Below are 24,321 nucleotides of genomic sequence, written 5' to 3'. Positions count from 1 at the left end.
ACAAAATAGATTAATTAATCATTTCCCATAACCAATGCATTTGTACTGCACAATTAAAACATATCTTTGCATTAACAAAATCAAACACTAGAATAATATGTCTATAAAAAGACCTGATATAAGCTTTATTTTTAATATTACTGATAAGGTACTATGGAATGTTTTCAAGAAAAACGAAATTGGTGATGTATTATTACCATTCGTCGTATTACGTCGTTTAGATTGTATCTTAAAAGACAAAAACGAAAATGTACGTACTGCTTACGAAAATTTTAAAGGAAAGGTAGCAGATGATAAATTAGCACCTATCCTAAAAAAAGCAGCTGGTGGTCTGAATTTTCATAATACATCCAGACACACATTTGACTCATTAAAAGAAAGTACGAAAACAATCGATATCGATTTCCATAATTATTTAAATGGTTTTAATGCTATTGTAATTGAAATTTTAGAAAATTTTCAATTCGAAAAAATCATTGCTCGTCTACAAAAGAATAAATTATTGTACGAAATGGTGAAAGCCATGTGCGATGTAGATTTATCTTTAAGTAAGTACGATAACCAAAATATGGGATATGTATTCGAAGAGTTGATACGAATCTCGAACGAACAATCCAATGAAACGGCTGGAGAGCACTTTACACCACGTGATGTAATTGAATTGATGTATAAAGTGGTTTTCTCTACAGAAAAAGAAGAATTAGCACAATCTGGAATCATTCGTACTGTCTATGATCCAACAATGGGTACTGGCGGTATGGTTAATTTAGCGAAGAATTATATTGTTGATGAATTATTCACCGTAGGACCAAAACCAACCATTTTTACTTACGGTCAAGAAATCAATGAGCAGTCTTATGCGATTGCCAAAGCCGAAGCTTTAATTTCGGGAGGTGATGTAGATAATATTAAACACGGAAATACCTTAACAAATGACCGTTTCCCAGATAAAAAATTTCACTACCAATTTGCTAATCCTCCGTATGGCGTTACATGGGCAAAGGATTACGATTTTGTATTAAACGAAAGTACCAACCCTGCTGGTCGTTTTTATGCAGGTTTACCTTCAAAAGGTGATGGACAATTATTGTTCTTGCAGCATATGATTTCTAAAATGGAAACATCGGGTGGTAAAATAGCTGTCGTAACCAACGGTTCACCTCTATTTTCAGGTAGTGCTGGTGGTGGCGAAAGCGATATCCGTAAATTTATTATTGAAAGCGATTTATTAGATTGTATCATTTCTTTACCAAAAGACATGTTCTATAATACCGGTATTGGTACCTATATCTGGTTTTTAGACAATAATAAACCTACCCATCGTCGTGGTAAAGTACAATTAATAAATTCGTCTGATGTCGAGGATAAGCGTGCGGGTAAAACAGGTTTTGCTGTATCTAATAAACGTAGCTTAGGTAATAAACGTAACGAGATACTGGAACAGCACATTGATAGTGTAGTAGATATCTACTCAAATTTTGAGGAAAATGAGTATTCAAAAATTTTTGATAATGAATTCTTCGGCTATTATAGTGTACCAGTTGAACGACCAATCTTGGATGAGAATGGTGAGTTTAAAAAAGATAAAAAAGGGGAATTAGTTGCCGATTCCAAAAAACGCAGTACAGAACGCATTCCATTGTCTGCGGATATTCGCACATATTTTGCAGAAAACATCTTGCCGCATGTAGACCATGCTTGGCCAGATGCAAACAAAATTAAAATTGGCTATGAGATTAATTTCTCTAAATATTTCTACAATTATGTGCCTTTACGTCCATCTAGAGATATCAAACAAGAAATCTTAGATCTTGAGTTTGGGAAAGATGGTGAAAAAGGAATTTCTGATTTAATTAAAGAATTGTTTGTGTAATGGTAGTAACTAATTCTAAATACTTAAAATTAAGGTGGATTAATAACGTACCAAACTCATGGAAGATTGTTGCTTTTCAATATATTTTAGATTTTAGTGTTGGTTTTACACCTCCAACAAATAAATCAGAATTCTATGACTCTGATGACTATGATTGGGTAACAATATCTGATTTAAATTCAAAAGTTATTTTTGAAACGAAGAATAAGTTAAGCCAAAAGGGTGTTGATAATTCAGGCAAATTGCCCGTAAAAAAAGGATCCTTATTGTATTCATTTAAATTGAGTATAGGCAAAGTAGCCTTTGCGGGGAAAGATTTATATACAAATGAAGCAATTTTAGCTATTGTACCAAAGTATGACAGATGTTTGGGGTATTTGTATTATATGCTACCTATTATATTAGAACAGAATGCTAATATTAATATTTATGGTGCTAAAATTTTCAATCAAGAGGTTATTAATAGTTCTTTAATCCCAGTTCCTCCAATCCAAACCCAAGCCCGCATTGCTGAGTTTTTGAATAAAAAAACGTCGGAGATTGACACCATTATTCTGAAAAAAGAGCAGATGCTTTTATCTTTAGAAGAAAAGAAAAAAACCATTATCGATGAAACGGCAACCAAAGGACTTAATCCATCTGCCTCAATGAAGGATTCTGGTATCGAATGGATCGGGGAAATTCCTGAGCATTGGGAGGTGAAACCCCTTGGTTATTTAGGAAGTTGTCAAAATGGTGTAAGTAAAGGTGGTGATTATTTTGGTGAAGGTTATCCATTTGTAAGTTATGGAGATATTTATAAAAACTATGAGTTACCTACTCAAATTGAAGGTTTAGCAAAATCTTCTGAAGAAGATCGCGAAGCATATTCGGTGTTATACGGTGATGTTTTCTTCACTAGAACATCTGAAACTATTGAAGAGATTGGAATTGCATCCACCTGTCTAAAAACAATTGAAAATGCAGTTTTTTCAGGTTTTACTATAAGATTTAGACCTTATAATTTAAAAGAATTATATCCTGAATATTCTAAATACTTTTTTAGAAGTAATTATATTAGAGTTTCATTAGTTAAAGAGATGAATATTGTAACCAGAGCATCCTTAAGCCAAACTCTTTTAAAATCATTAAAAGTAATTTTGCCCTCTTATGAGGATCAAAAAAATATTGTATTATATTTTGAAAAACAATTCCAAATAATAGATGAGGCGAAAGAAAAAATATCAAATCAAATCGACAAACTAAAAGAATACCGTCAATCATTAATCTCAGAAGCCGTAACAGGCAAGATAGATATATAATACGCTATGGCTACAGGAACGAACGAAGCTGCATTCGAAGCGCATGTGGTAAATTATCTGGTAAATACCGTACAAGAGTATCAAGAAAAACACACTAGTGTTTACAATAAAGATTTATGTCTTATTGAGGAAGATATTGTTGCCTTTGTACAAGATACTCAACCAAATGAATACGCAAGGCTACAGGAACAATACGGGGATTTAACAAATCAAAAGATTGTAGAAAATTTAGCAAAGTCTATTACTAATAATACAACATTGCAAGTGCTACGTGATGGCGCTATGAAAGATCGTGGTGTTAAATTAAAAATGGCTTACTTTAAGCCCAACCACAACCGCTCTCCTGAACATTTAGAAAACTATAAAAAGAATAAACTGACTATTGTTCGTCAGTTAGCTTATTCCAACAAAAACAACAATTCACTTGATTTAGCATTCTTTATCAATGGAATCCCTGTAGTTACGGCTGAACTAAAAAATGCTTTAACGGGACAATATCTTTCACAAGCTATAGAGCAATATCGGAAAGATAGAGATTCTAAAGAAAAGCTTTTCGAATTTCAACGGTGTTTGGTTCATTTTGCTGTAAGTACAGAAAAAGTAGCCATGACAACGCGTTTGGCAGATGAGAAAACATTTTTCTTACCATTCAATCAAGATTTAGAAAACTATTGTGAAGATGATTTTGCTACGGCGTATTGGTATCGTGATGTATTACGTAAAGACTCTTTGCTAGATTTAGTACAGAACTTTATCAATCTTCAAATCAATGAAGAAAAAGTTTTTAATGCAAAAACTAATGCCATTGAAGTAAAGAAATCAGAAGTGTTAATTTTTCCTCGTTTTCATCAACGCCGTGCGGTAAATCGATTATTGACAGATGTAAAAGAAAAAGGTGTAGGCCAAAAATACTTAATTCAGCATTCAGCTGGTTCTGGTAAGTCTAACACTATATCTTGGTTAGCACACCGTTTATCTGATGTATATCAAAAACCATCAGATTCCAAGTCATTGTTTGATACCACTATTGTAGTTACCGACCGCCGTGTATTAGATAAACAAATCCAAAATAACATTCGCCAGTTCGAGCAAACTCCTGGTGCAGTGGCATATATAGATGAAAATAAAACAGCACAAGATTTAAGACTTGCTATTGAAAATGGAAGTAGAATTATTGTAACAACTTTACAAAAATTCCCGGTTATATCTGAATCTGTGTCACACTTTTCGGATCGCAGATTTGCAGTGATTATAGATGAGGCTCATAGTTCACAAGCAGGCGAATCAGCTCGTCATCTTCGTAAGGCTTTATCCTTGGAAGAAGCAGAAGATAAAGATATTGTAGAAAAAAGTTTAGATGATATTATTGAAGATGAAATCCTAAGTAAAGGTGACCAAAAGAATATATCTTTCTTTGCATTCACAGCTACCCCAAAAACTAAAACTTTGGAAATCTTTGGGACTAGAAATCAAGCAGGTGATAAAACTGAGTTTGATCTGTACTCAATGGAACAAGCTATAAAAGAAGGGTTTATTTTAGATGTACTTAAAAATTACATGTCTTGGCGACGTTACTATAAATTAGTGAAACGTTCTGAGGTAGAAGACAAAGAATATTCTAAAAAACAAACGTTACGTTTGTTAGCTAATTACGTTGATTTACAGGATCATGCTATTGATAAAAAAACGCGTATAATGCTAGAACATTTTGCATCACAAACGCAAAATGAAATTCAAGGAATGTCGCGTGCTATGTTAGTTACAAAAAGCAGGTTACATGCAGTTCGTTACAAACTAAAGTTTGATGAAATTATGCGTGAAATGAATCTGCCTTATGAAGCTTTAGTAGCATTTAGTGGTACGGTTACAGATGGCGATACAGGCGCAGAACACACCTCTGCTTCTATGAACCAACTAGAAGGTAAAGTATCTGTTCCAGAGGCTTTAAAACTACCTAAATATAGAATTTTAATTGTTGCAAATATGTACCAAACAGGTTTTGATGAACCTTTGTTGCATACAATGTTTGTAGATAAGAAATTAGGTGGTTCAAGTACGGTGCAAACACTTAGTCGTTTGAATCGTACACGCAAAGGGAAAGATTCTACTATGGTACTTGATTTTGTAAATGATCCTGAAAAAGTACAGTTAGATTTTCAATTCTATTATGGTAGCAACAGAATGGAGTTTGAAGATCAAACCGACCAAAATTCAGTCTATGATGTATTGAACAAAATTGAGTCATCAAATTTAATTTACAAAAATGACTTAGATGCTTTTGCAGAAATCTTCTTTAGAAAAGGGGATAATATGGAAAAATTACAACCAATTCTAAATAATTTGGCTGAACGTTATAATGGCTTTGAAGAGGAAGTACAAATAGATTTAAAAGCATCTATCAATGATTTTATCCGTTTATATAGATTCTTATCACAAATCATCACCTTTACTGATGTAGATTTAGAAAAATACTATGTATTATTGGCTGCTTTATTTAAGAAATTACCTTCAAATAGATCGTCCTTACCAACTGATGTGCTAGAAAATGTTGAATTAGATAGCTATAAGCTACAGCACCAATATACCACGGATTTACAGTTAGAAAGTACTGAAACCAATATGCAAGGTCAAAAACCTGGTGGTGGTATTGGTCCTCAAGAAGATGAATTTGAACTATTGACGAAAATCATAAAAGTATTAAATGACACGTTTGGTTTAGATTTAAAAGATGAAGACAAGATCGAATTTATGAAGATGAAAGAGAATGTATATCAAAACGAAGAGTTAATGACATTCTTTAATAAGAATAACTCTAAAGCGAATATCCAAGATAAGTTTGACGAAACGATCGATGATGAATTATTAAATTTTATTGATGGGAAGTTGGGTCTATACAATAAACTTACTGACGATAGGGTGAATAAAGAGTTTAAGCGTCTTTGGTTTAATGAGGTGTATGACAGAGTTTTAAGGAGCGTTTAGTTTGCTATAAACATAAAAATTTGGTAAATATTATACCAAATTTTTATGTTTGTTATAGACCAAAATAAAAATACCTGCCCATACCATTAAGTTCTTTCTTTTCGGTTTTCATGACCGTCCAACAACTTCCGAATATCTTCGTAACGATAGTACATCAATCCACCTATTTTAGTATAGGGTAATGTTCCATTTAACCTGAGGTTTTGAAGTGTACCTGCCGAAATTCCTAATAATTTACGTACCTCATAGCTTTTCAACCATTCCTTTGGTTCTTGTGCCGATTTTCTCATATAAGGTGAATGTCTTTTGATTTCTTCAAAAAGTTCTTTTTTAAAACTTTCAAGATCCTCTCGGGTGATAAGTTCTACTCTCATTTGCAATTCCTTTGATATTATTAAAATAATTTTCTGAAGGGCAGAACAGTCTTCTGTTATCAATTCTGCCACTATGAATACAAATGAACTGAAAGTGACTAAAGGCTTTAATAAATTGGCATCCAAAGGCACCATTTGGCTAGAAAAGGCATGGCTTACCTGACGCATTCTTTATAAAAACCTTCTATAAAATAAACCCATTGCATCGAGCTAACCCTTTACAGCCATTCGCTCCCTTAGATTCTGCATATCCTCGCTAAGTTTGTGTTCCACAACTTTTGCATAAATCTGTGTAGTACGTATTGAAGTGTGCCCAAGCATCTTGCTGACAGATTCAATCGGAACACCGTTACTCAAAGTTACAGTGGTAGCAAATGTATGTCTAGCAAGGTGGAACGTAAAATTCTTATTGATTCCACAGATTTCAGCAATCTCCTTTAAGTAACCGTTCATGCGCTGATTGGAAATGACTGGAAAAAGGGTGACTTTTGCTAAAGCTACGGGATGGTCTTTATATTTCTTGATCAATTGAACCGCCTCCGGCAAGAGGGGAACCCTAACCGTGGTGTTCGTTTTTTGTCGGTTGGTCATTAACCAATCCCTGCCATCGATTCCTTTAGCAATGTTTTCTCGGGTTAGATTGAATATATCAATGTAGGCAAGCCCCGTGTGACAACTGAAAAGAAACATATCAAGTACAGATTGCAACCGTTCAATTTTAAAATTTTTATTGCTCAATACCTTTAATTCTTCCTTTGTAAGATGCCCTCGTTCTACCTTGTCGAAGTGGAGTTTGTATTTGGAAAAAGGATCCTTTTCTAGCCAGTCCATCATAACAGCCATATTTACCATTTTCCGCAAACGCTCCATGTGTTTCATCACTCCATTATTATTAAGAGATTTATGATGATCAACCGACTCATAATTAATAAGGAAGTTTTCGAAATCCAGAATGAACTTATAATTGAGTTCATCCAGTGTTATATCATTTTTACGATATTGATGTTGTATAAACTTTTTGAGATAACTTTCTGTCGTGTAATAGTTCTTCATGGTGCCTGGTGCAAGTTTTGTAATAGCTACTTGCTTATGATATTCAATAACCTTTAGCAAGGTCATTGCTTCCTCTATATCTTCACCAAGGTATTTGGCTTTAACAGCATCAACAGAAACCACTTTGTTTTGCTGTATCAATTCCTGATAGCTATCAAAGATCAAAGAACGCACCTGTTCCATGTGACTGTTCAATTTTACGATTTCTTGCCGTTTCCCTTTTGCTTTTCCTTTTGCTTCGTCCCAATTGTTGATCGATACTTTGCTTTTTAAGGAAATTTCAGCTCTGCGACCGTTTACTGTAATCCTTGCATAAACAGTGGCCGTCTCATCTTTCTTGTTCTTGGGCAACCGTAACACGAATTGAATCCCAAAGGTGTTTTTACTCTTCATATCCATTTATTTTATGTTCAACTCATACTCTTTGGCGCTGTTCTCTCATTCCAACCGTTGGAAGGGATGCAGTAAAGAAGTCAAACAATAATAAATAGCATCAAAATAAATGTTGTAAATAAATGATTTGCAGTTATTTATAAGCTATTCAGTGAGTAAATATAAAACTTAAAAAGACTCACCGTTTAACTCACATTTAGATTGATATTGATTGGGGTTTCTTGATATGATATAAAACAAAAAACCCTCAAATTCATAGAATTTGAGGGTTTTAGACCTTACTTAGTGTAAGTGTTGTCGGGGTGGCAGGATTCGAACCTGCGGCCTCCTGCTCCCAAAGCAGGCGCGATAACCGGGCTACGCTACACCCCGAAAAGCAAATTTCAAAATCGGGATATTTTCAAATCATTTCCCTTATTTGAGGTTGCAAATATAAAACAAATAAAATGTTTTACAAATCAAAACTCAAAAGAAAATTTCATTTTTTATAATTTATTAAAACTAATCAACAATTAAGAATTTTTTTTCTATTAAAACTTACCTTTGCACTTCGAAATTGAAAAATTTAAGTCATGTCAAATACGATAGAAAAAGTAAAATGTTTAATTATAGGTTCTGGCCCTGCAGGATATACTGCTGCTATTTATGCCGCCAGAGCAAGTATGCAACCAGTGTTATATCAAGGAACTCAACCCGGTGGTCAATTAACAACCACTAATGAAGTTGAAAATTTTCCGGGTTATCCTGATGGGGTTACCGGTCCGGAAATGATGATTCAACTTCAGGCTCAAGCCAAAAGATTCAATACCGACATTAGAGATGGTTGGGCAACAAAAGTTGATTTTACCGGACCTATTCATAAAGTTTGGATAAATGACACCATAGAATTACATTGTGAAACGGTCATTATTTCTACAGGTGCATCAGCAAAATATTTGGGTTTACCTTCAGAACAACATTACTTGAAATTAGGGGGTGGTGTTTCTGCTTGTGCCGTTTGTGATGGTTTCTTCTACCGAAATCAAGAAGTTGTGATTGTAGGTGCCGGCGATTCAGCTTGTGAAGAGGCACATTACCTTTCTAAAATGTGTAAAAAAGTAACCATGTTAGTGCGAAGTGAAAAGTTCAGAGCTTCAAAAATAATGGAAACCAGAGTTAGAAAAACTGAAAATATAGAAATCTTATTAAATACCGAAACCATAGAAGTAAAGGGAGACGGTCAAGTGGTTAGTTCAGTCTTAGTAAAAGAAAGAACAAGTGGCGTTGAAACTGAAATTCCGACTACCGGATTCTTTGTTGCCATTGGACATGAACCTAATACTGCAATCTTTAAAGATTTTATTACATTAGATGAAACAGGATATATCAAAAATATTCCCGGCACATCTAAAACTAATGTCCCCGGAGTTTTTGTGGCCGGTGATGCCGCTGATCATGTTTACCGACAAGCAATAACCGCAGCCGGTACAGGTTGTATGGCAGCTTTAGATGCAGAAAGATATTTAGCGTCAAAAGAATAATTACACCAAACCAAATGAATAAAATTATCCTGACATGTTCGGGATTTTTTATTTGTAAATTTTCCTTTGAAAAAGAATTTATTTCCTTCCATTTCACATTTCTTAAAATTCAATCCTGTTTTTTAAATAATCTCATTTTTTAAAACGTTTTCGTTAGTAACTCCTTTAAAAAAGATTTGCATTACTAATTCTAAGTAGTTAAATTTTCCTAAATTTGTAGGGAATAAAACAATAAATAAATTATGCTGATTATTGGAATTGCAGGAGGTACCGGGAGTGGAAAAACAACTGTTGTTCATCAAATCATGAATGAACTTCCTGACACCGAGGTTGGAGTAATTTCTCAAGACTCCTACTACAAAGAAACACATAATTTAAGCTATGAAGAACGAACGAAAATTAATTTTGATCATCCCAGAGCCATCGATTTCGAATTATTAGTTAACCATTTAAAAGAACTTAAAGCGGGTAATATAATTGAACAACCGGTTTATTCTTTTGTTACACACAATCGAACAGATGACACAATTATTACTCATCCCAGAAAGGTAATTATTGTTGAAGGCATTTTAATCCTATCTAATCCAGAGCTTCGTGATATGTTCGACATTAAAGTATATGTTCATGCCGATTCTGATGAACGACTAATTCGAAGATTAAAACGTGATATTGCAGAACGGGGACGTGATATGAATGAGGTTATAAATCGCTATCAAACTACGTTAAAACCAATGCACGAACAGTTCATTGAACCCACCAAAGCCTTTGCAGATATTATAATTCCGAATGACAAATACAATACAGTTGCCATCGATGTAGTTCGAGCCGTAATTAACCAACGAATATTATAAACATGAACTTTATCCAACGCTATAAGGAAAAACACCCATGGTTCAAATATGTCGGAAACCGATATGTATTAGTACTTGTTTTTTTCGCTGTTTGGATGCTTTTCCTTGATAACTATTCTTACATTGAACATCGCGTTTTAAATAAAGAATTGGATGAACTTGAAACCAATAAAAAATACTACCAAGACGAAATTAAAAAAGACTGTCTTGATATTAAACGATTAAACAATCCTGATCAAATTGAAAAATATGCTCGCGAAAAGTATTATATGAAACGCGACAGCGAAGATATTTATATCATCGAATTTGAAGAGGATTTGTTAGAAGAAGAAAACAATAAATCTCTATAAACGATGTCTAAGCATCTATTCAACGAATTTGAATCTGTTTCATCCAAACAATGGAAACAGCAAATTCAGTACGAACTCAAAGGGGCTGATTATAACGAAACTTTAGTTTGGGAAAGTCCGGAAGGTATTAAAGTAAAACCTTTTTACCACGCCGATGAAAATCAGTTAAAATTCGAATCACCAATTTCAAACGGATTTAAAATTATTCAAAACATTTATGTTTATGATATTTCAAAGTCTAATGAAAGAGCAGCAGAAACGATTAATAGAGGAGCAGAATCAATTCGGTTTACGCTTGAATCTGATACTGTTTCTTTAGAAAAACTGATGAAAAATCTTCCGAAGGAAAACATCATCTATTATTTTAACGTGTTATTTCTTTCGGCTGATTTTATCAAGAAATCCGCATCTTTTGCCTCTCAAAATAACTACAAAATCATTGTTTTACAAGATACTATAGGGCAATTAGCGAAGGACGGAAATTGGTTTGAATCATTAGAAAAAGATTTCAACCAACTGCAATCTGTAGCATCGTTAAATTTTCCATTCCTAAGTTGTAAAATTGATTTATATCAAAATGCAGGAGCAAATATCATTCAACAATTGGCTTATGCCATGGCTCATGTGAATGAATATTTCAATCGAATTGATAGTATTTCAACTCCAATAACTTTTGAAGTTTCTGTTGGAACCAATTATTTTTTCGAAATAGCAAAATTACGTGCCTTGCGATTACTTTTTGATTCGTTAGCAAAAGAATATGACTATACCTTTGATTGTCATATCATTGTTACTCCCACCAAACGCAACAAAACTTTATTCGATTATAATGTGAATATGCTTCGTACTACTACAGAATGTATGAGTGCTATTTTGGGAGGTGCAGACGGAATTTCTAATTTGGCTTATGATGCACTTTATCACAAAGACAATGAATTCGGGGATAGAATTTCCAGAAACCAATTATTGGTTTTAAAGCATGAAAGTTATTTCAATCAAGTGCACAACCCTGCAGACGGTGCCTATTATATTGAATCATTAACCGAGCAATTAGCTGAAAAAGCTTTGGAATTATTTAAAGATATTGAAGCAAACGGCGGATTAATTACGCAATTAATAGAAGGAACAATTCAACGTAAAATCAATGAAAGTGCTCAAAAAGAACAAGACTTATTTGATTCCGGAAAAGAAGTTTTGTTGGGAACCAATAAATATCCAAACAAAAATGATAAAATGGCAAAAGAATTAGAACTTTTTCCTTTTGTAAAAACGAACGCCCGAAAAACGTTGATAACGCCAATTATTGAAAAACGTTTAGCCGAAAAAACAGAACAAGAACGATTATCCTTAGAAGCATAATTAGATAAATTAACAAAACGGTTTCAATAGAATTTATAAAATGAAACGAAAAAACATACAACAGTTAACCTTGAAAAGTGCAGTAAAAAAAGCTGATACTAGTTCTGTTGTCCCTTTCAGCACAGCTGAACACATTGAATTAAAACAATCTTATCATAAATCTGACGTTGAAAAATTAGAACATTTAGGTTTTGCTGCCGGATTTGCACCAAATCTTAGAGGTCCTTATGCCACGATGTATGTCCGTCGTCCTTGGACAGTTCGTCAATATGCCGGATTTTCTACAGCGGAAGAAAGTAATGCTTTTTACCGTAGAAATCTAGCTGCTGGTCAAAAAGGTCTTTCAGTTGCATTTGATTTGGCAACGCACCGCGGTTATGATTCTGATCACGAACGCGTGGTTGGTGATGTAGGAAAAGCGGGAGTGGCCATTGATTCGGTAGAAGATATGAAAGTATTATTTGACCAAATTCCCCTTGGCGAAATGTCGGTTTCAATGACTATGAACGGAGCAGTTTTACCAATCATGGCTTTTTATATTGTAGCAGCCGAAGAACAAGGTGTTGCTCCGAATTTACTTTCAGGAACCATTCAAAATGATATTTTGAAAGAGTTTATGGTTAGAAATACATATATCTATCCACCTACTCCTTCCATGAAAATTATTGCGGATATTTTTGAATATACCAGCAAAAATATGCCTAAATTCAATTCAATTTCGATTTCCGGTTATCACATGCAGGAAGCCGGAGCCACTGCAGATATTGAATTAGCTTATACCCTAGCCGATGGTTTAGAATACATTCGAACCGGTTTAGCTGCCGGAATGGATATTGACACTTTTGCTCCTCGCTTATCATTTTTCTGGGCAATTGGAATGAATCACTTTATGGAAATTGCCAAAATGCGAGCAGGGAGAATGTTATGGGCAAAACTATTAAAACAATTCAATCCAAAAGACGAAAAATCACTGGCTCTACGAACCCATTGTCAAACATCAGGTTGGAGCTTAACAGAGCAAGATCCTTTTAATAATGTGGCCAGAACTTGTATTGAAGCAGCCGCAGCCGCCTTTGGAGGAACACAATCTTTACACACCAATGCATTGGATGAAGCCATTGCTTTACCAACGGATTTTTCAGCTCGAATTGCTCGAAATACACAAATATTTTTACAAGAAGAAACTAAAATTTGTAAAACGGTTGACCCTTGGGCAGGAAGTTATTATGTAGAAAGTTTAACTAATGAAATTGCTGAAAAAGCATGGGCTTTGATTGAAGAAGTAGAAGAATTAGGCGGTATGACAAAAGCCATTGAAGCCGGAATTCCCAAATTGCGAATTGAAGAAGCCTCTGCCAGAAAGCAAGCCAGAATTGACAGTGGTCAGGATATCATTGTGGGTGTCAACAAATACCGTTTGGAGAAAGAAGATCCGTTGATGATTTTGGATGTTGATAATCAAATGGTTCGAAAACAACAAATTGAAAGTTTAAACCGAATAAAAGCGAGTCGAAATAATGAACAAGTAAAAGTTTGTTTAGCAAAATTGACAGAAGCGGCAAAAACAGGAACTGAAAATTTATTAACTTTAGCCGTTGAAGCTGCTAGAAACAGAGCTACTTTGGGTGAAATCAGTGATGCCTTAGAAGAAGTTTTCAGCAGATATAAAGCACAAATCAGAACATTTAGTGGCGTGTATAGTAAAGAAATTAAAAATGATGTAAGTTTCGAAAAAGCGAAACAATTAGCCGATGCCTTTGCAAAAAAAGAAGGTCGTCGTCCCCGCATTATGATTGCGAAAATGGGACAAGACGGTCATGACCGCGGAGCAAAAGTGGTTGCCACCGGTTATGCTGATGTTGGTTTTGATGTGGACATTGGCCCGTTATTTCAAACGCCAGCCGAAGCAGCCAAACAAGCCGTTGAAAACGACGTGCACATTTTAGGTGTTTCCTCTCTGGCTGCCGGACACAAAACCTTGGTTCCACAAGTAATTGAAGAACTTAAAAAATACGGTCGTGAAGACATTATGGTCATTGTGGGTGGTGTGATTCCTCATCAAGATTATCAATTTTTATTCGATGCTGGAGCAGTTGCTGTTTTTGGCCCCGGAACTAAGATTAGTGAAGCAGCGATTAGTATTTTGGAGGTTTTACTGGAAGATTAATAGTTGAAATTACATAATTGAAAAACACTGACTGAGAGGTTGGTGTTTTTTTTATCTTTACAAAAAAAATAAAATGCTCACCCTCTCCTTTACTCCATTCCCCATTCTAGAATCCAATCGTTTGTTACTGCGAGCGGTTTCAACTGATGATGTTAATGAAATATTGGAACTTCGTGGCAATCCGGAAACGATGAAATTCATTCCGAGACCCTTAGTTACGTCTACAGAAATGGCATTGGAACATATTGGAATGATTACCGAAAAAATTGAAAACAATATCGGTATCAATTGGGCAATTACAGTAAAAGGAAATCCAAAATTACTGGGTGTTATTGGTCACTATCGCATTCAAACCGAAAATTACCGTTCGGAAATTGGGTATATGTTGTTGCCCGAATACCAAGGTCAAGGAATTGTAAGTGAAGCCATTAATATGATTTTAGAGTATGGTTTCAATGTGCTAAATTTTCATTCAGTAGAAGCGGTTGTGGACCCGGAAAATCATGTTTCTGCAAAAGTCTTAGAGAAAAATGGATTTGTAAAAGAAGCCCACTTTTTAGAAAACGAATATTGGGACGGCAAGTTTTGGGATTCAGCGGTCTATTCGCTTTTAAAACGAAATTTTGTTAAGAAATAAGCTTTTTAACTCAATTAGTTTTAAAACATTTCTATTTTTACAATATGTCTAAACTTCCGCACTTGCAAACCAGCATTTTCACTGTCATGTCTAAAATGGCAGTAGATTTCAATGCCATAAATTTATCTCAAGGATTTCCAAATTTTCCGATTGATGAAAAAATGGCTGAGATTACAAGACGATTAGCAGGTTCAGATGTGCATCAATACACGCCAATGGCAGGTTATCCGACTTTGATGGAAAAAATTGCCAAACTAACCGCTCAATCCTACCAAAGAGTCATCAATCCTTTGACGGAACTGCTAATTACTGCGGGAGCTACAGAAGCTATTTTTGCAACCATTCAAGCTTTAGTTCATTCTGGTGATGAAGTATTGATTTTGGATCCAAGTTATGATTGTTATGAAACCCCCATTTTATTAAGCAATGCCAAACCGGTTCGCGTTTCTTTAAATGAGGATTATTCCCCAAATTTTGAGAAAATTGCTCATCATTTATCGCCTAAAACTAAACTTCTAATTTTAAATAATCCGCACAATCCCTCCGGAAAAATGTGGTGTGAAAAAGAGTTTGTTGAATTAGAAAATTTGTTAGAAAAATTTCCTGATGTTTTACTTTTATCCGATGAAGTTTACGAATACATAGCTTTTGAAAACAACCACATTTCTGTCAATACAAGAGAAAAACTGCGTCATCGGGCAATTATTACTTCTTCTTTTGGAAAAACATTACACCTAACTGGATGGAAAATTGGTTACGCCGTTGCTCCTGAACATTTGATGAAAGAAGTAAAAAAAGTACATCAATTTTTAGTTTTTAGTGTCAACAGTCTATCTCAAGCTGCCATAAGTGATTATTTAGATATTTTCGACATCAGTTCAGTCAAAACAGTATACCAACAAAAACGTGATTTTTTTCAAAACTTAATGAAAGAAACCTCTTTTGAATTATTACCCTGTGAAGGAACTTATTTTCAAGTTGCTTCTTACAAAGGCATTTCAACTGAATCTGACTTGGATTTTACCAAACGATTAGTAACTGAATTTGGTGTTTCAACCATTCCGCTATCTATTTTTTACGGTGATAATACCGATTTAAAACGCATTCGCTTTTGCTTTGCCAAAGATGATGAAACACTCACAAAAGCAGCAGAACGATTGCTTAAATTAAAATAAAAACGTTACATAAACTATAAATTACTTTCAGAATTATAGCTATTTTATATCTTTACAAAAAACCAACTATTTATGAATTTTTCTGCAAAAATGCTTCGTGATAATGCCCTAGAAGGCAAAGTAATTGTTGTAACCGGTGGCGGTAGCGGACTCGGAAAAGCGATGACAAAATATTTCTTAGAATTAGGAGCAAAAGTAGCCATAACTTCCAGAGATTTAGACAAGTTAACAACAACCGCTGCTGAATTAGAATCACAAACCGGAGGAATTTGTTTGCCTTTGCAATGTGATGTTCGCCATTATGATCAAGTGGAAGCAATGTTACAAGAAGTAGTAAAAACATTTGGAAAAGCGGATGTATTACTGAATAATGCTGCCGGAAATTTCATCTCACCAACAGAAAGATTATCGGCCAATGCTTTTGATACGATTATTGACATCGTTTTAAAAGGTTCAAAAAACTGCACCTTGGCTTTTGGAAAACATTGGATTGATACCAAACAGGAAAGTTCTGTAATTTTAAATATTGTCACAACTTATGCATGGACAGGTTCTGCTTATGTTGTACCTAGTGCAACGGCAAAAGCGGGCGTTTTGGCTATGACCAGAAGTTTGGCTGTAGAATGGGCAAAATATGGTATTCGTAGTAATGCTATTGCACCCGGACCTTTTCCAACCAAAGGGGCTTGGGACCGCTTATTACCGGGCGATTTAGCCGAAAAATTTGATATGGCCAAAAAAGTACCTTTGAAAAGAGTTGGCGATCATCAGGAATTAGCCAATTTAGCGGCTTATTTAGTATCTGATTTTTCGGCTTACGTAAATGGTGAAGTTATTACCATTGACGGTGGTGAATGGTTAAAAGGTGCCGGTCAATTTAATCTTTTAGAAGCTATTCCCGAAGAAATGTGGGATATGTTAGAAGCTATGATTAAAGCGAAGAAAAACGGTTAATTCAATAAGAATTTGTATCCCGTTTTTCGATTTAAAAGCTAATCATTTGAAGGACAAAACAATTAACATTTGTTAACAACTTGAAGTTGAAAAACCCATAAATAATCGTAATTTTACGGCTCAAAATTTTATAAAATCAATGGGTAAAATAATTGCAATTGCTAACCAAAAAGGAGGTGTTGGAAAAACTACAACTACCGTAAATTTAGCGGCTTCTTTAGGTGTTTTAGAAAAAAAAGTATTACTGATTGATGCTGACCCTCAAGCAAACGCAAGTTCAGGATTGGGGATTGACGTTGATTCTGTCGCCATTGGTTCCTATCAAGTTTTAGAACACAGTAATACTGCTGCTGAGGCAATAATGAAATGTTCAGCACCGAATGTAGATATTATTCCTGCTCACATTGATTTAGTTGCCATAGAGATTGAATTGGTTGACAAAGAGAATCGAGAATATATGCTGAAAGAAGCATTAGCATCGATAAAAGACCAATATGATTACATTTTAATTGACTGTGCTCCTTCCCTAGGCTTATTGACCTTGAACGCATTAACTGCCGCTGATAGTGTAATTATTCCTATTCAATGTGAATATTTTGCATTAGAAGGTTTAGGTAAATTATTAAATACAATCAAAAGCATTCAACGATTACACAATCCCGATTTAGATATTGAAGGATTATTATTAACCATGTTTGATTCCCGCTTGCGTTTATCAAATCAAGTGGTAGAAGAAGTACAAAAACATTTCAATGACATGGTATTTAAAACCATTATTCAACGAAATGTAAAATTAAGTGAAGCTCCAAGTTTTGGGGAAAGCATCATTAATTTTGATGCAACCAGTAAAGGAGCAAACAATTATTTAAGTTTGGCAGAAGAGATTATAAAAAAAAATAGCTAGTATTTTATGACACAAGCCATCAAAAAGCAAGCATTAGGAAGAGGATTATCCGCTTTATTAAAAGATCCTGAAAACGATATTAAATCAGTTAATGATAAAAATGCCGACAAAGTTGTTGGTAATATCATCGAACTTGAATTAGAAGCAATTGAAATTAATCCGTTTCAACCACGAAGTAATTTTAATGAAGAAACACTTCAGGAGCTGGCTTCATCCATTAAAGAATTAGGCGTAATTCAACCTATTACAGTAAGAAAACTAGAATTTAATAAGTACCAATTAATTTCAGGAGAACGAAGACTACGGGCTGCAAAAATAGCCGGTTTAACGGTCATCCCCTCCTATATTCGAATTGCCGATGATAATGAATCATTGGTGATGGCTTTGGTTGAAAATATTCAACGTCATGATTTAGACCCTATTGAAATTGCCTTGTCCTACCAACGTTTGATTGATGAAATTCAATTAACACAAGAGCAAATGAGCGATAAAGTTGGAAAAAAACGTTCGACAATTGCAAATTACTTGCGGTTATTGAAATTAGACCCAATTATACAAACCGGTATTCGGGATGGTTTTATTTCCATGGGACATGGTCGAGCTTTGATTACAATTGAAAATGAGGATATACAATCAGATATCTATCATAAAATTATCAGTCAAAATCTATCTGTGCGGGAAACTGAAAATGTCGTAAAAAATTATCAGGAAAGTTTAAAACCAAAATCAGGAAAGACAATAAAAGCTATTCCACCGTTTTCCGTTTCAGAAATGGATAAAAAGGAAATTGGAACCACGTTAGGCACAAAGGTTGATATAAAAATTGATGCGAAAGGAAAAGGAAAAATCACCATTCCATTCAAATCTGAAGCTGATTTTCAACGCATTATAGCTTTAATAAAAGGATAGTGCATAGCTTAAGAATCATATTTTTTGCTTTTTTCCTTTTGGGGACAACTTTTGCTAATGCTCAAGTTCAAATTGAAGAATTTGGTCAAACCCAAGACACGGTAAAATACAAACCAATTGACCCTTTGGCACCTTCAAAAGCTGCCTTTTATTCTGCCATACTGCCGGGTTTAGGACAAGCTTATAATAAAAAATACTGGAAAATACCCATTGTTTATGGTGGATTAGCTATTGGTTATTATTTTTATAATGATAATAATAACTATTATAATGAATTCAGAGATATTTATAAAAGACGTTTAGAAGGCTACACAGACGATAAATATTATGGCATTTACTCTGATAATGTATTGATTAATGCTCAGCGTACCTATCAAAGAAATCGTGATATTTCACTGATGGTTATAATAGGTATTTATGTATTAAACATTATAGACGCGAATGTTGATGCCCATTTAATTCAATTTAATGTCAACGAGAATCTATCCTTAAGACCTGACATGAATATAAATGACATCACTAGAAAACAAAATTTAGGGTTAGTATTAAACTATAAATTCTAATGAAAATAGCACTGTTAGGTTATGGGAAAATGGGAAAAGTTATTGAACGGATAGCTTTAGAACGCGGACATGAAATTGTATTGCGAAAATCGAGTTCCGATTCGTTTGAAGGATTAGAATTAGCAGATGTCGCGATTGATTTCAGTATTCCAAATGCAGCCGTTTCAAATATTTCCTATTGCATCGAACAAGGAATTCCGGTAGTTTCAGGCACAACAGGTTGGTTAGAAAATTACCATACGATGGTTCAGCTTTGTCATTCGAAAAAAGCAGCGTTTATTTATGGATCTAATTTTAGTTTAGGAGTTAACTTATTTTTTGAATTGAATGATTATTTGGCTAAAATGATGTCAAAATTCAATCAATATAATGTTTCGATGGAAGAAATTCATCACACTCAAAAACTTGACAAACCAAGTGGAACTGCCATTTCGTTGGCTAATTCAATTATAAATCATACCGATAAAAATAGTTGGAGTATTGAAAACCCACTAAAAGATGATTTATTTATTGATGTCAAAAGAGTGGATAATGTACCGGGAACTCACACTATTTTTTATACCTCAGCAGTAGATACTATCGAGATTAAACATACTGCTCACAATCGGGATGGTTTTGCCTTTGGTGCAATTATTGCCGCGGAATGGATTGTTGGTAAAACCGGTGTTTTTACAATGAAAGATGTTTTGGGATTAAAATAATAATTAAAAGTTAAATTGGTAACAATTTTTCTTGAGATACAACTAATACAATTTAGCCAGTTTATTAAAAACAAACTTAAATTTTTATAAAATGACATTATATCAGTGGTTTATATTTTTCTTAGTGATTCAACTCGTGCATTATATCTGCACTTGGAAATTATATCAAAAAGCAGGTCGACAATCTTGGGAGGCTGCCATACCGGTTTATAATGCCGTTATATTGATGAAAATAATTAATCGCCCATGGTGGTGGACTTTTTTATTATTTATCCCTATTGTCAATTTAATCATGTTTCCGGTGATTTGGGTAGAAACCTTAAGAAGTTTTGGTAAACATTCTTCTTTAGATACTCTTTTGGCGGTGATAACATTTGGATTGTATATTGGCTATGTGAATTATACCCAAGAAGTTATCCACATAAAAGAACGTTCTTTACATCCTAAAAATCCAACAGCAGATTTTGTAAGCTCTATTTTATTTGCCATAGTTGTAGCAACGACAGTGCATACGTATGTCATGCAACCCTATACTATCCCTACTTCATCTTTAGAAAAATCGTTATTGATTGGAGACTTTCTCTTTGTAAGTAAATTTCATTATGGGGCACGAACTCCAACAACGGCAGTTGCCCTACCAATGGTTCACGATAGCATACCATTTATAAAAACAAAATCCTATTTTAGTTGGCCACAACTACCCTATTTTAGATTTCCGGGTATACAAAGTGTTGAACGCAATGACATCGTGGTTTTTAACTGGCCAAAAGATACTGTTTATAAATTTTTCGACAGATCGGGAAAAAGAGCAGACAAACCACTTGATAAAAAATCTAATTACGTTAAACGCTGTACTGCCATTGCAGGAGATAGTCTTCAAATTATAAAAGGAGATGTTTTTGTTAATGGAAAATTACTTCCGCTTCATGACCGTCAAAGATTACAATTTTCTTATAATGTTGAAACGGACGGCTCACAATTTAACGAAGAATATATATTTAAAGAATTACAAATCACCGATGGTATTTATGTTAATTCACAAAATTCATATACTTTTTCAGCATTAACAGACGAAAATGTAAACCGTTTGAGAAATAATCCAATGGTTAAATCAGTGACCAAAAACATTGATACTATTGGTAATACAAAAGTTTTTCCACACACAAAAAGTTGGAATGCAGATAATTTTGGCCCAATATATATTCCTCAAGCCGGAAAAACAGTGGTTTTAAACAAAGAAACGTTACCATTTTACAAAGAAATAATCACCGATTATGAAAAAAATGAGTTGCAAGTAAACGGTGATGAAATTAAAATCAATGGAAAAGTAGTTAATTCTTACACCTTTCAAATGGATTACTACTGGATGATGGGAGATAACCGTCATAATTCTGAAGACAGCCGTTATTGGGGCTATGTTCCAGCCGATCATATTGTTGGAAAACCGGTATTTATTTGGATGAGTTTAGACCAAAATGAACCTTGGGGAAAATTATTTGACAAAGTTCGTTGGGAAAGAATGTTTACTACCGTTGGAGGTAGCGGAAAACCCGTATCCTATTTTATCTATTTTGTAATTGCCTTGGTAGCTTGGTTTGGTTTTGATTATTTCAGAAAAAAAAGGAAAAAATCTGCTGAATAAATTTCTATATGAAGGCTTTATTATATCCAACCTACTTTCCTTCAATTAGCCATTATGCAGCGATGGTTCAGGCTGATTCGATTACCTTTGAAACGGAAGATAATTTCCAAAAACAAACTAATCGGAACAGAATGTATATTTATAGTCCGAATGGAATACAATTGCTCAATATACCTATAAAACATTCTAAAGAAGCTCACCAAAAAACGAAAGAAGTAAAAATAGAACAAGATTTCAATTGGCAAAAACAACATTTCAAATCACTAGAAGCTGCCTATCGAACATCTCCTTTTTTTGAATATTTTGAAGATGATATTCTTCCGATATTTCAAAAAAAGCAAACTTTTTTATTAGATTTAAACCTAGAAGTTTTTGAGATAGTTAACCAGTGTTTAGGCATAACATTACCTTTCGAAAAAACAGCAGAGTACTTTCAAAACAGTCCGGATTATATTGATTATCGAACTTTAACTAACGGTAAAAAAGACCAAACCAGTTGTGAACATTACACACAGGTTTTTGAAGACAAACATGGTTTTTTAAACAACTTAAGTATTTTAGATTTACTATTTAATGAAGGTCGATATGCCTTAGATTATTTAAAAAATCAGAAGTTATAATTATTCTATTTTCTTAAATGCTAAACGCGTTACGATTGGAAAATGATCTGAATTAATAAATTCAGCATGAGTAGTAAATTGTTTAACCAAAAACAGTTTGTCAGTAAAAACATAGTCTATTCGACCCGGATAATATTTAAAATTATACGATTTCCCAAAGCCTGAACCTGCTTCTTCAAAAGTATCATTTAAGTCACCTTTAATACTTCGATATACAAAAGAATAAGCACTATTATTTAAATCCCCACAGATAATTACAGGATGTTTACAGTCTAATTTATGCTTCTTAATTATCTCCGCTTGTTGCTGTTGCGTTTTAAAAGAGGCACTCATTCGTCTGAAAATACGTTTGGATTGATCTTGAGAAACACCTTGAATATTTTCATCAATTTCATGCACATCAGGTGTTATTTTAATTGATTGTAAATGTATGCTGTAAACCCTTATCGTATCTTTCCCTCTTTTAATATCAGCATAAACAGCATTATTTGTTGAATTAGGAAACTCAATAATTCCCTCTTCAATGATGGGATATTTTGAAAAAATTGCCTGACCTAATTTAGTATTCTTTCCTTCAACAAAAATATATTTATGTTTATAAATTCTGAAATCAACATTATTATTTCTGGAATATTCCTGCAGACATAAAATATCCGGATTTTGTTCTTTAATAAAGGAAGAAATTTGACTACTCACATCGTCACGTTCAATCCATTTATATAAATTAAATAAACGAACATTATAACTCATTAGCACAAAATCTTCATCTTCGACTAGTAAATTAGTTTCAGAAAATTTATAAAATTTAGTTACGAATGTGATTCCTAATAACAAAACAATCCCGGAAAGCAACATTTGTTTTTTGAATTGCAGCAACCAATACACAAAAAATAATAAATTAAAAATCAACATCAATGGTAAAACTAAAGTCAGCACAGAAAGTAACGGAAAAAATTTAGGAGCCAAAAAAGGCAAAACATAAGCAATGAAAGTCATTATAGTTAATACTATATTGAAAAAAAACATCACTTTATTAAACCAATTTAGGTTTTTCATATTTTATTTATTCAATTACTAAAACCAAATTAATTGCAATTATTAACTTTTTCCGGCTTTAAACAAAAATTCTTTTTCGTCTTTTGTTAAACTATCATAACCAGATTTACTGATTTTATCTAAAATTTCATCAATCTGCTGTTGTGATTTATCTTTTGGACTAGGTTTAGGTTTTGTATATGTTGTGTTTTTATGTACTTTTTTAAACGGTGTATTCTTTTTAGCTTTAAACAAATTTACAATACTATCCATTAAGGAAGTGAATCCTTTTGTAATATCTGTTCCTTTTTTAAGTTGACTAGCATATAAATAGCCAAATAAAGCTCCTCCTAAATGGGCTATGTGACCGCCAACATTTGTATAGGACAAACTTATTAAGTCAATAACCAAATAAAAAACAGCTATGTGCCAGAGTTTAATATTACCTATTAAAAGCAACCTAATTTGCATGTAGGGAGCATAAGACGAAACAGCAAATAAAACAGCCATAATAGCCCCGGAAGCTCCAACTAATGTGACTAATTGATTCGACAATGCCGGGAAAAGCAAATAGCTTAAAATATAAATTAATCCCGCAAAAATGGCACCCATCAAATATAAGCTCAATAATTGTTTTTGAGTAAAAAAGGTCAAAAACAATCGCCCAACAAAGTTTAGAATAATCAAATTAAAAAGAACATGAAAAATATCGGCATGAAAAAAAGCATAAGAAATAACAGACCAAGGTTTCCATGCCAAATCACTTGGGTTAGAAGATAAACTGATATAGTCTGTAAAATTAAAACCAATTCCAAATAAAGACAACAAACCTTTTATTATCCATGGAATGGCAAACAAAGCCACATTCCAGTAGATTAACTTTTCAGTTACTCCACCTAAAATATATTGTTGTTTTAATTCCTTTAAAATACTCATTTCAATTATCTTTTACCAATTA

At 33.7% G+C, this 24,321-nt stretch carries 21 protein-coding genes and 1 tRNA gene; 17 read left to right on the top strand and 5 right to left on the bottom strand.

The window, feature by feature from the left end; translation table 11 throughout:
• Positions 1-97: 97 nt before the first annotated feature.
• The 3 genes from C0512_RS03820 to C0512_RS03810 are packed head-to-tail and all read left to right on the top strand — an operon-like array spanning position 98 to position 6,156.
• A complete protein-coding gene (locus tag C0512_RS03820; RefSeq protein ID WP_290859021.1) occupies positions 98-1,873 on the top strand; it encodes a class I SAM-dependent DNA methyltransferase in 1,776 nt (591 codons plus the stop codon).
• Positions 1,873-3,174, top strand: a complete 1,302-nt coding sequence (locus tag C0512_RS03815) for a restriction endonuclease subunit S (protein ID WP_290859020.1) — start codon at positions 1,873-1,875, stop codon at positions 3,172-3,174. Before C0512_RS03820 ends, C0512_RS03815 begins: the two co-directional genes overlap by 1 nt.
• Before the next feature lie 6 nt (positions 3,175-3,180).
• Entirely contained in the window at positions 3,181-6,156 is a 2,976-nt protein-coding gene (locus C0512_RS03810) for a DEAD/DEAH box helicase family protein (RefSeq protein WP_290859018.1), read from the top strand.
• A gap of 86 nt (positions 6,157-6,242) precedes the next feature.
• Here the strand turns inward: C0512_RS03810 and C0512_RS03805 are convergent, their stop codons facing one another.
• The 3 genes from C0512_RS03805 to C0512_RS03795 all read right to left on the bottom strand — a co-directional run bounded on the left by C0512_RS03805 (position 6,243) and on the right by C0512_RS03795 (position 8,348).
• A complete protein-coding gene (locus tag C0512_RS03805; RefSeq protein WP_290859025.1) occupies positions 6,243-6,530 on the bottom strand; it encodes a helix-turn-helix domain-containing protein in 288 nt (95 codons plus the stop codon).
• Positions 6,531-6,740: 210 nt separating this feature from the next.
• Positions 6,741-7,976 carry a site-specific integrase gene (locus C0512_RS03800; protein ID WP_290859017.1) on the bottom strand — a complete coding sequence of 412 codons (1,236 nt, stop codon included), beginning with the start codon at positions 7,974-7,976 and terminating at the stop codon, positions 6,741-6,743.
• A gap of 297 nt (positions 7,977-8,273) precedes the next feature.
• Positions 8,274-8,348 (bottom strand) — tRNA-Pro (locus tag C0512_RS03795).
• 200 nt (positions 8,349-8,548) lie between these two features.
• On the opposite strand from C0512_RS03795, the gene trxB reads away from it, so the two are divergent.
• The 14 genes from trxB to C0512_RS03725 all read left to right on the top strand — a co-directional run bounded on the left by trxB (position 8,549) and on the right by C0512_RS03725 (position 22,328).
• Positions 8,549-9,496 (top strand): thioredoxin-disulfide reductase, encoded by a 948-nt coding sequence (trxB, locus tag C0512_RS03790; RefSeq protein WP_290859016.1) that lies wholly within the window; start codon positions 8,549-8,551, stop codon positions 9,494-9,496.
• A 242-nt stretch (positions 9,497-9,738) separates the two neighbouring features.
• Complete coding sequence (gene udk / locus C0512_RS03785; protein WP_290859015.1) at positions 9,739-10,347, top strand: uridine kinase; 609 nt, start codon at positions 9,739-9,741, stop codon at positions 10,345-10,347.
• Between the two features lie 2 nt (positions 10,348-10,349).
• Positions 10,350-10,697, top strand: a complete 348-nt coding sequence (locus C0512_RS03780) for a septum formation initiator family protein (RefSeq protein WP_290859014.1) — start codon at positions 10,350-10,352, stop codon at positions 10,695-10,697.
• 3 nt (positions 10,698-10,700) lie between these two features.
• The gene (locus C0512_RS03775) at positions 10,701-12,056 is read left to right on the top strand and encodes a methylmalonyl-CoA mutase subunit beta (protein WP_290859012.1); all 1,356 of its coding nucleotides are present in this window, start codon (positions 10,701-10,703) and stop codon (positions 12,054-12,056) included.
• A 40-nt stretch (positions 12,057-12,096) separates the two neighbouring features.
• Positions 12,097-14,223, top strand: coding sequence for a methylmalonyl-CoA mutase (gene scpA, locus C0512_RS03770; RefSeq protein WP_290859010.1), 2,127 nt, complete (start codon positions 12,097-12,099; stop codon positions 14,221-14,223).
• Between the two features lie 73 nt (positions 14,224-14,296).
• Positions 14,297-14,860 (top strand): GNAT family protein, encoded by a 564-nt coding sequence (locus C0512_RS03765; RefSeq protein ID WP_290859009.1) that lies wholly within the window; start codon positions 14,297-14,299, stop codon positions 14,858-14,860.
• A gap of 44 nt (positions 14,861-14,904) precedes the next feature.
• Positions 14,905-16,035 carry a methionine aminotransferase gene (locus tag C0512_RS03760; protein WP_290859008.1) on the top strand — a complete coding sequence of 377 codons (1,131 nt, stop codon included), beginning with the start codon at positions 14,905-14,907 and terminating at the stop codon, positions 16,033-16,035.
• 72 nt (positions 16,036-16,107) lie between these two features.
• Positions 16,108-16,989 (top strand): SDR family oxidoreductase, encoded by an 882-nt coding sequence (locus tag C0512_RS03755; protein WP_290859007.1) that lies wholly within the window; start codon positions 16,108-16,110, stop codon positions 16,987-16,989.
• Between the two features lie 139 nt (positions 16,990-17,128).
• A complete protein-coding gene (locus C0512_RS03750) occupies positions 17,129-17,893 on the top strand; it encodes an AAA family ATPase (protein WP_290859006.1) in 765 nt (254 codons plus the stop codon).
• 6 nt (positions 17,894-17,899) lie between these two features.
• Positions 17,900-18,802, top strand: coding sequence for a ParB/RepB/Spo0J family partition protein (locus tag C0512_RS03745; protein WP_290859005.1), 903 nt, complete (start codon positions 17,900-17,902; stop codon positions 18,800-18,802).
• Positions 18,802-19,365, top strand: coding sequence for a DUF5683 domain-containing protein (locus C0512_RS03740; RefSeq protein ID WP_290859004.1), 564 nt, complete (start codon positions 18,802-18,804; stop codon positions 19,363-19,365). Before C0512_RS03745 ends, C0512_RS03740 begins: the two co-directional genes overlap by 1 nt.
• Complete coding sequence (gene dapB, locus C0512_RS03735) at positions 19,365-20,066, top strand: 4-hydroxy-tetrahydrodipicolinate reductase (protein WP_290859003.1); 702 nt, start codon at positions 19,365-19,367, stop codon at positions 20,064-20,066. The genes C0512_RS03740 and dapB overlap by 1 nt, the downstream gene beginning before the upstream one ends.
• A gap of 91 nt (positions 20,067-20,157) precedes the next feature.
• Positions 20,158-21,708, top strand: a complete 1,551-nt coding sequence (gene lepB / locus C0512_RS03730) for a signal peptidase I (protein WP_290859002.1) — start codon at positions 20,158-20,160, stop codon at positions 21,706-21,708.
• Between the two features lie 8 nt (positions 21,709-21,716).
• The gene (locus C0512_RS03725) at positions 21,717-22,328 is read left to right on the top strand and encodes a WbqC family protein (protein WP_290859001.1); all 612 of its coding nucleotides are present in this window, start codon (positions 21,717-21,719) and stop codon (positions 22,326-22,328) included.
• Here C0512_RS03725 and C0512_RS03720 read toward each other — a convergent pair whose 3' ends face one another.
• On the bottom strand, positions 22,329-23,384 hold the full coding sequence (locus C0512_RS03720; RefSeq protein WP_290859000.1) for an endonuclease/exonuclease/phosphatase family protein: 1,056 nt from the start codon (positions 23,382-23,384) through the stop codon (positions 22,329-22,331).
• Between the two features lie 42 nt (positions 23,385-23,426).
• Positions 23,427-24,299, bottom strand: a complete 873-nt coding sequence (locus tag C0512_RS03715; RefSeq protein ID WP_290858999.1) for a rhomboid family intramembrane serine protease — start codon at positions 24,297-24,299, stop codon at positions 23,427-23,429.
• Positions 24,300-24,321: the final 22 nt, after the last annotated feature.

The organism is Flavobacterium sp. (genome assembly GCF_013822155.1).
Classification (GTDB): Bacteria; Bacteroidota; Bacteroidia; order Flavobacteriales; family Flavobacteriaceae; genus Flavobacterium.
Note: the sequence above shows the minus strand (reverse complement) of the source record. Positions and strands in the feature narration are given on the sequence as shown.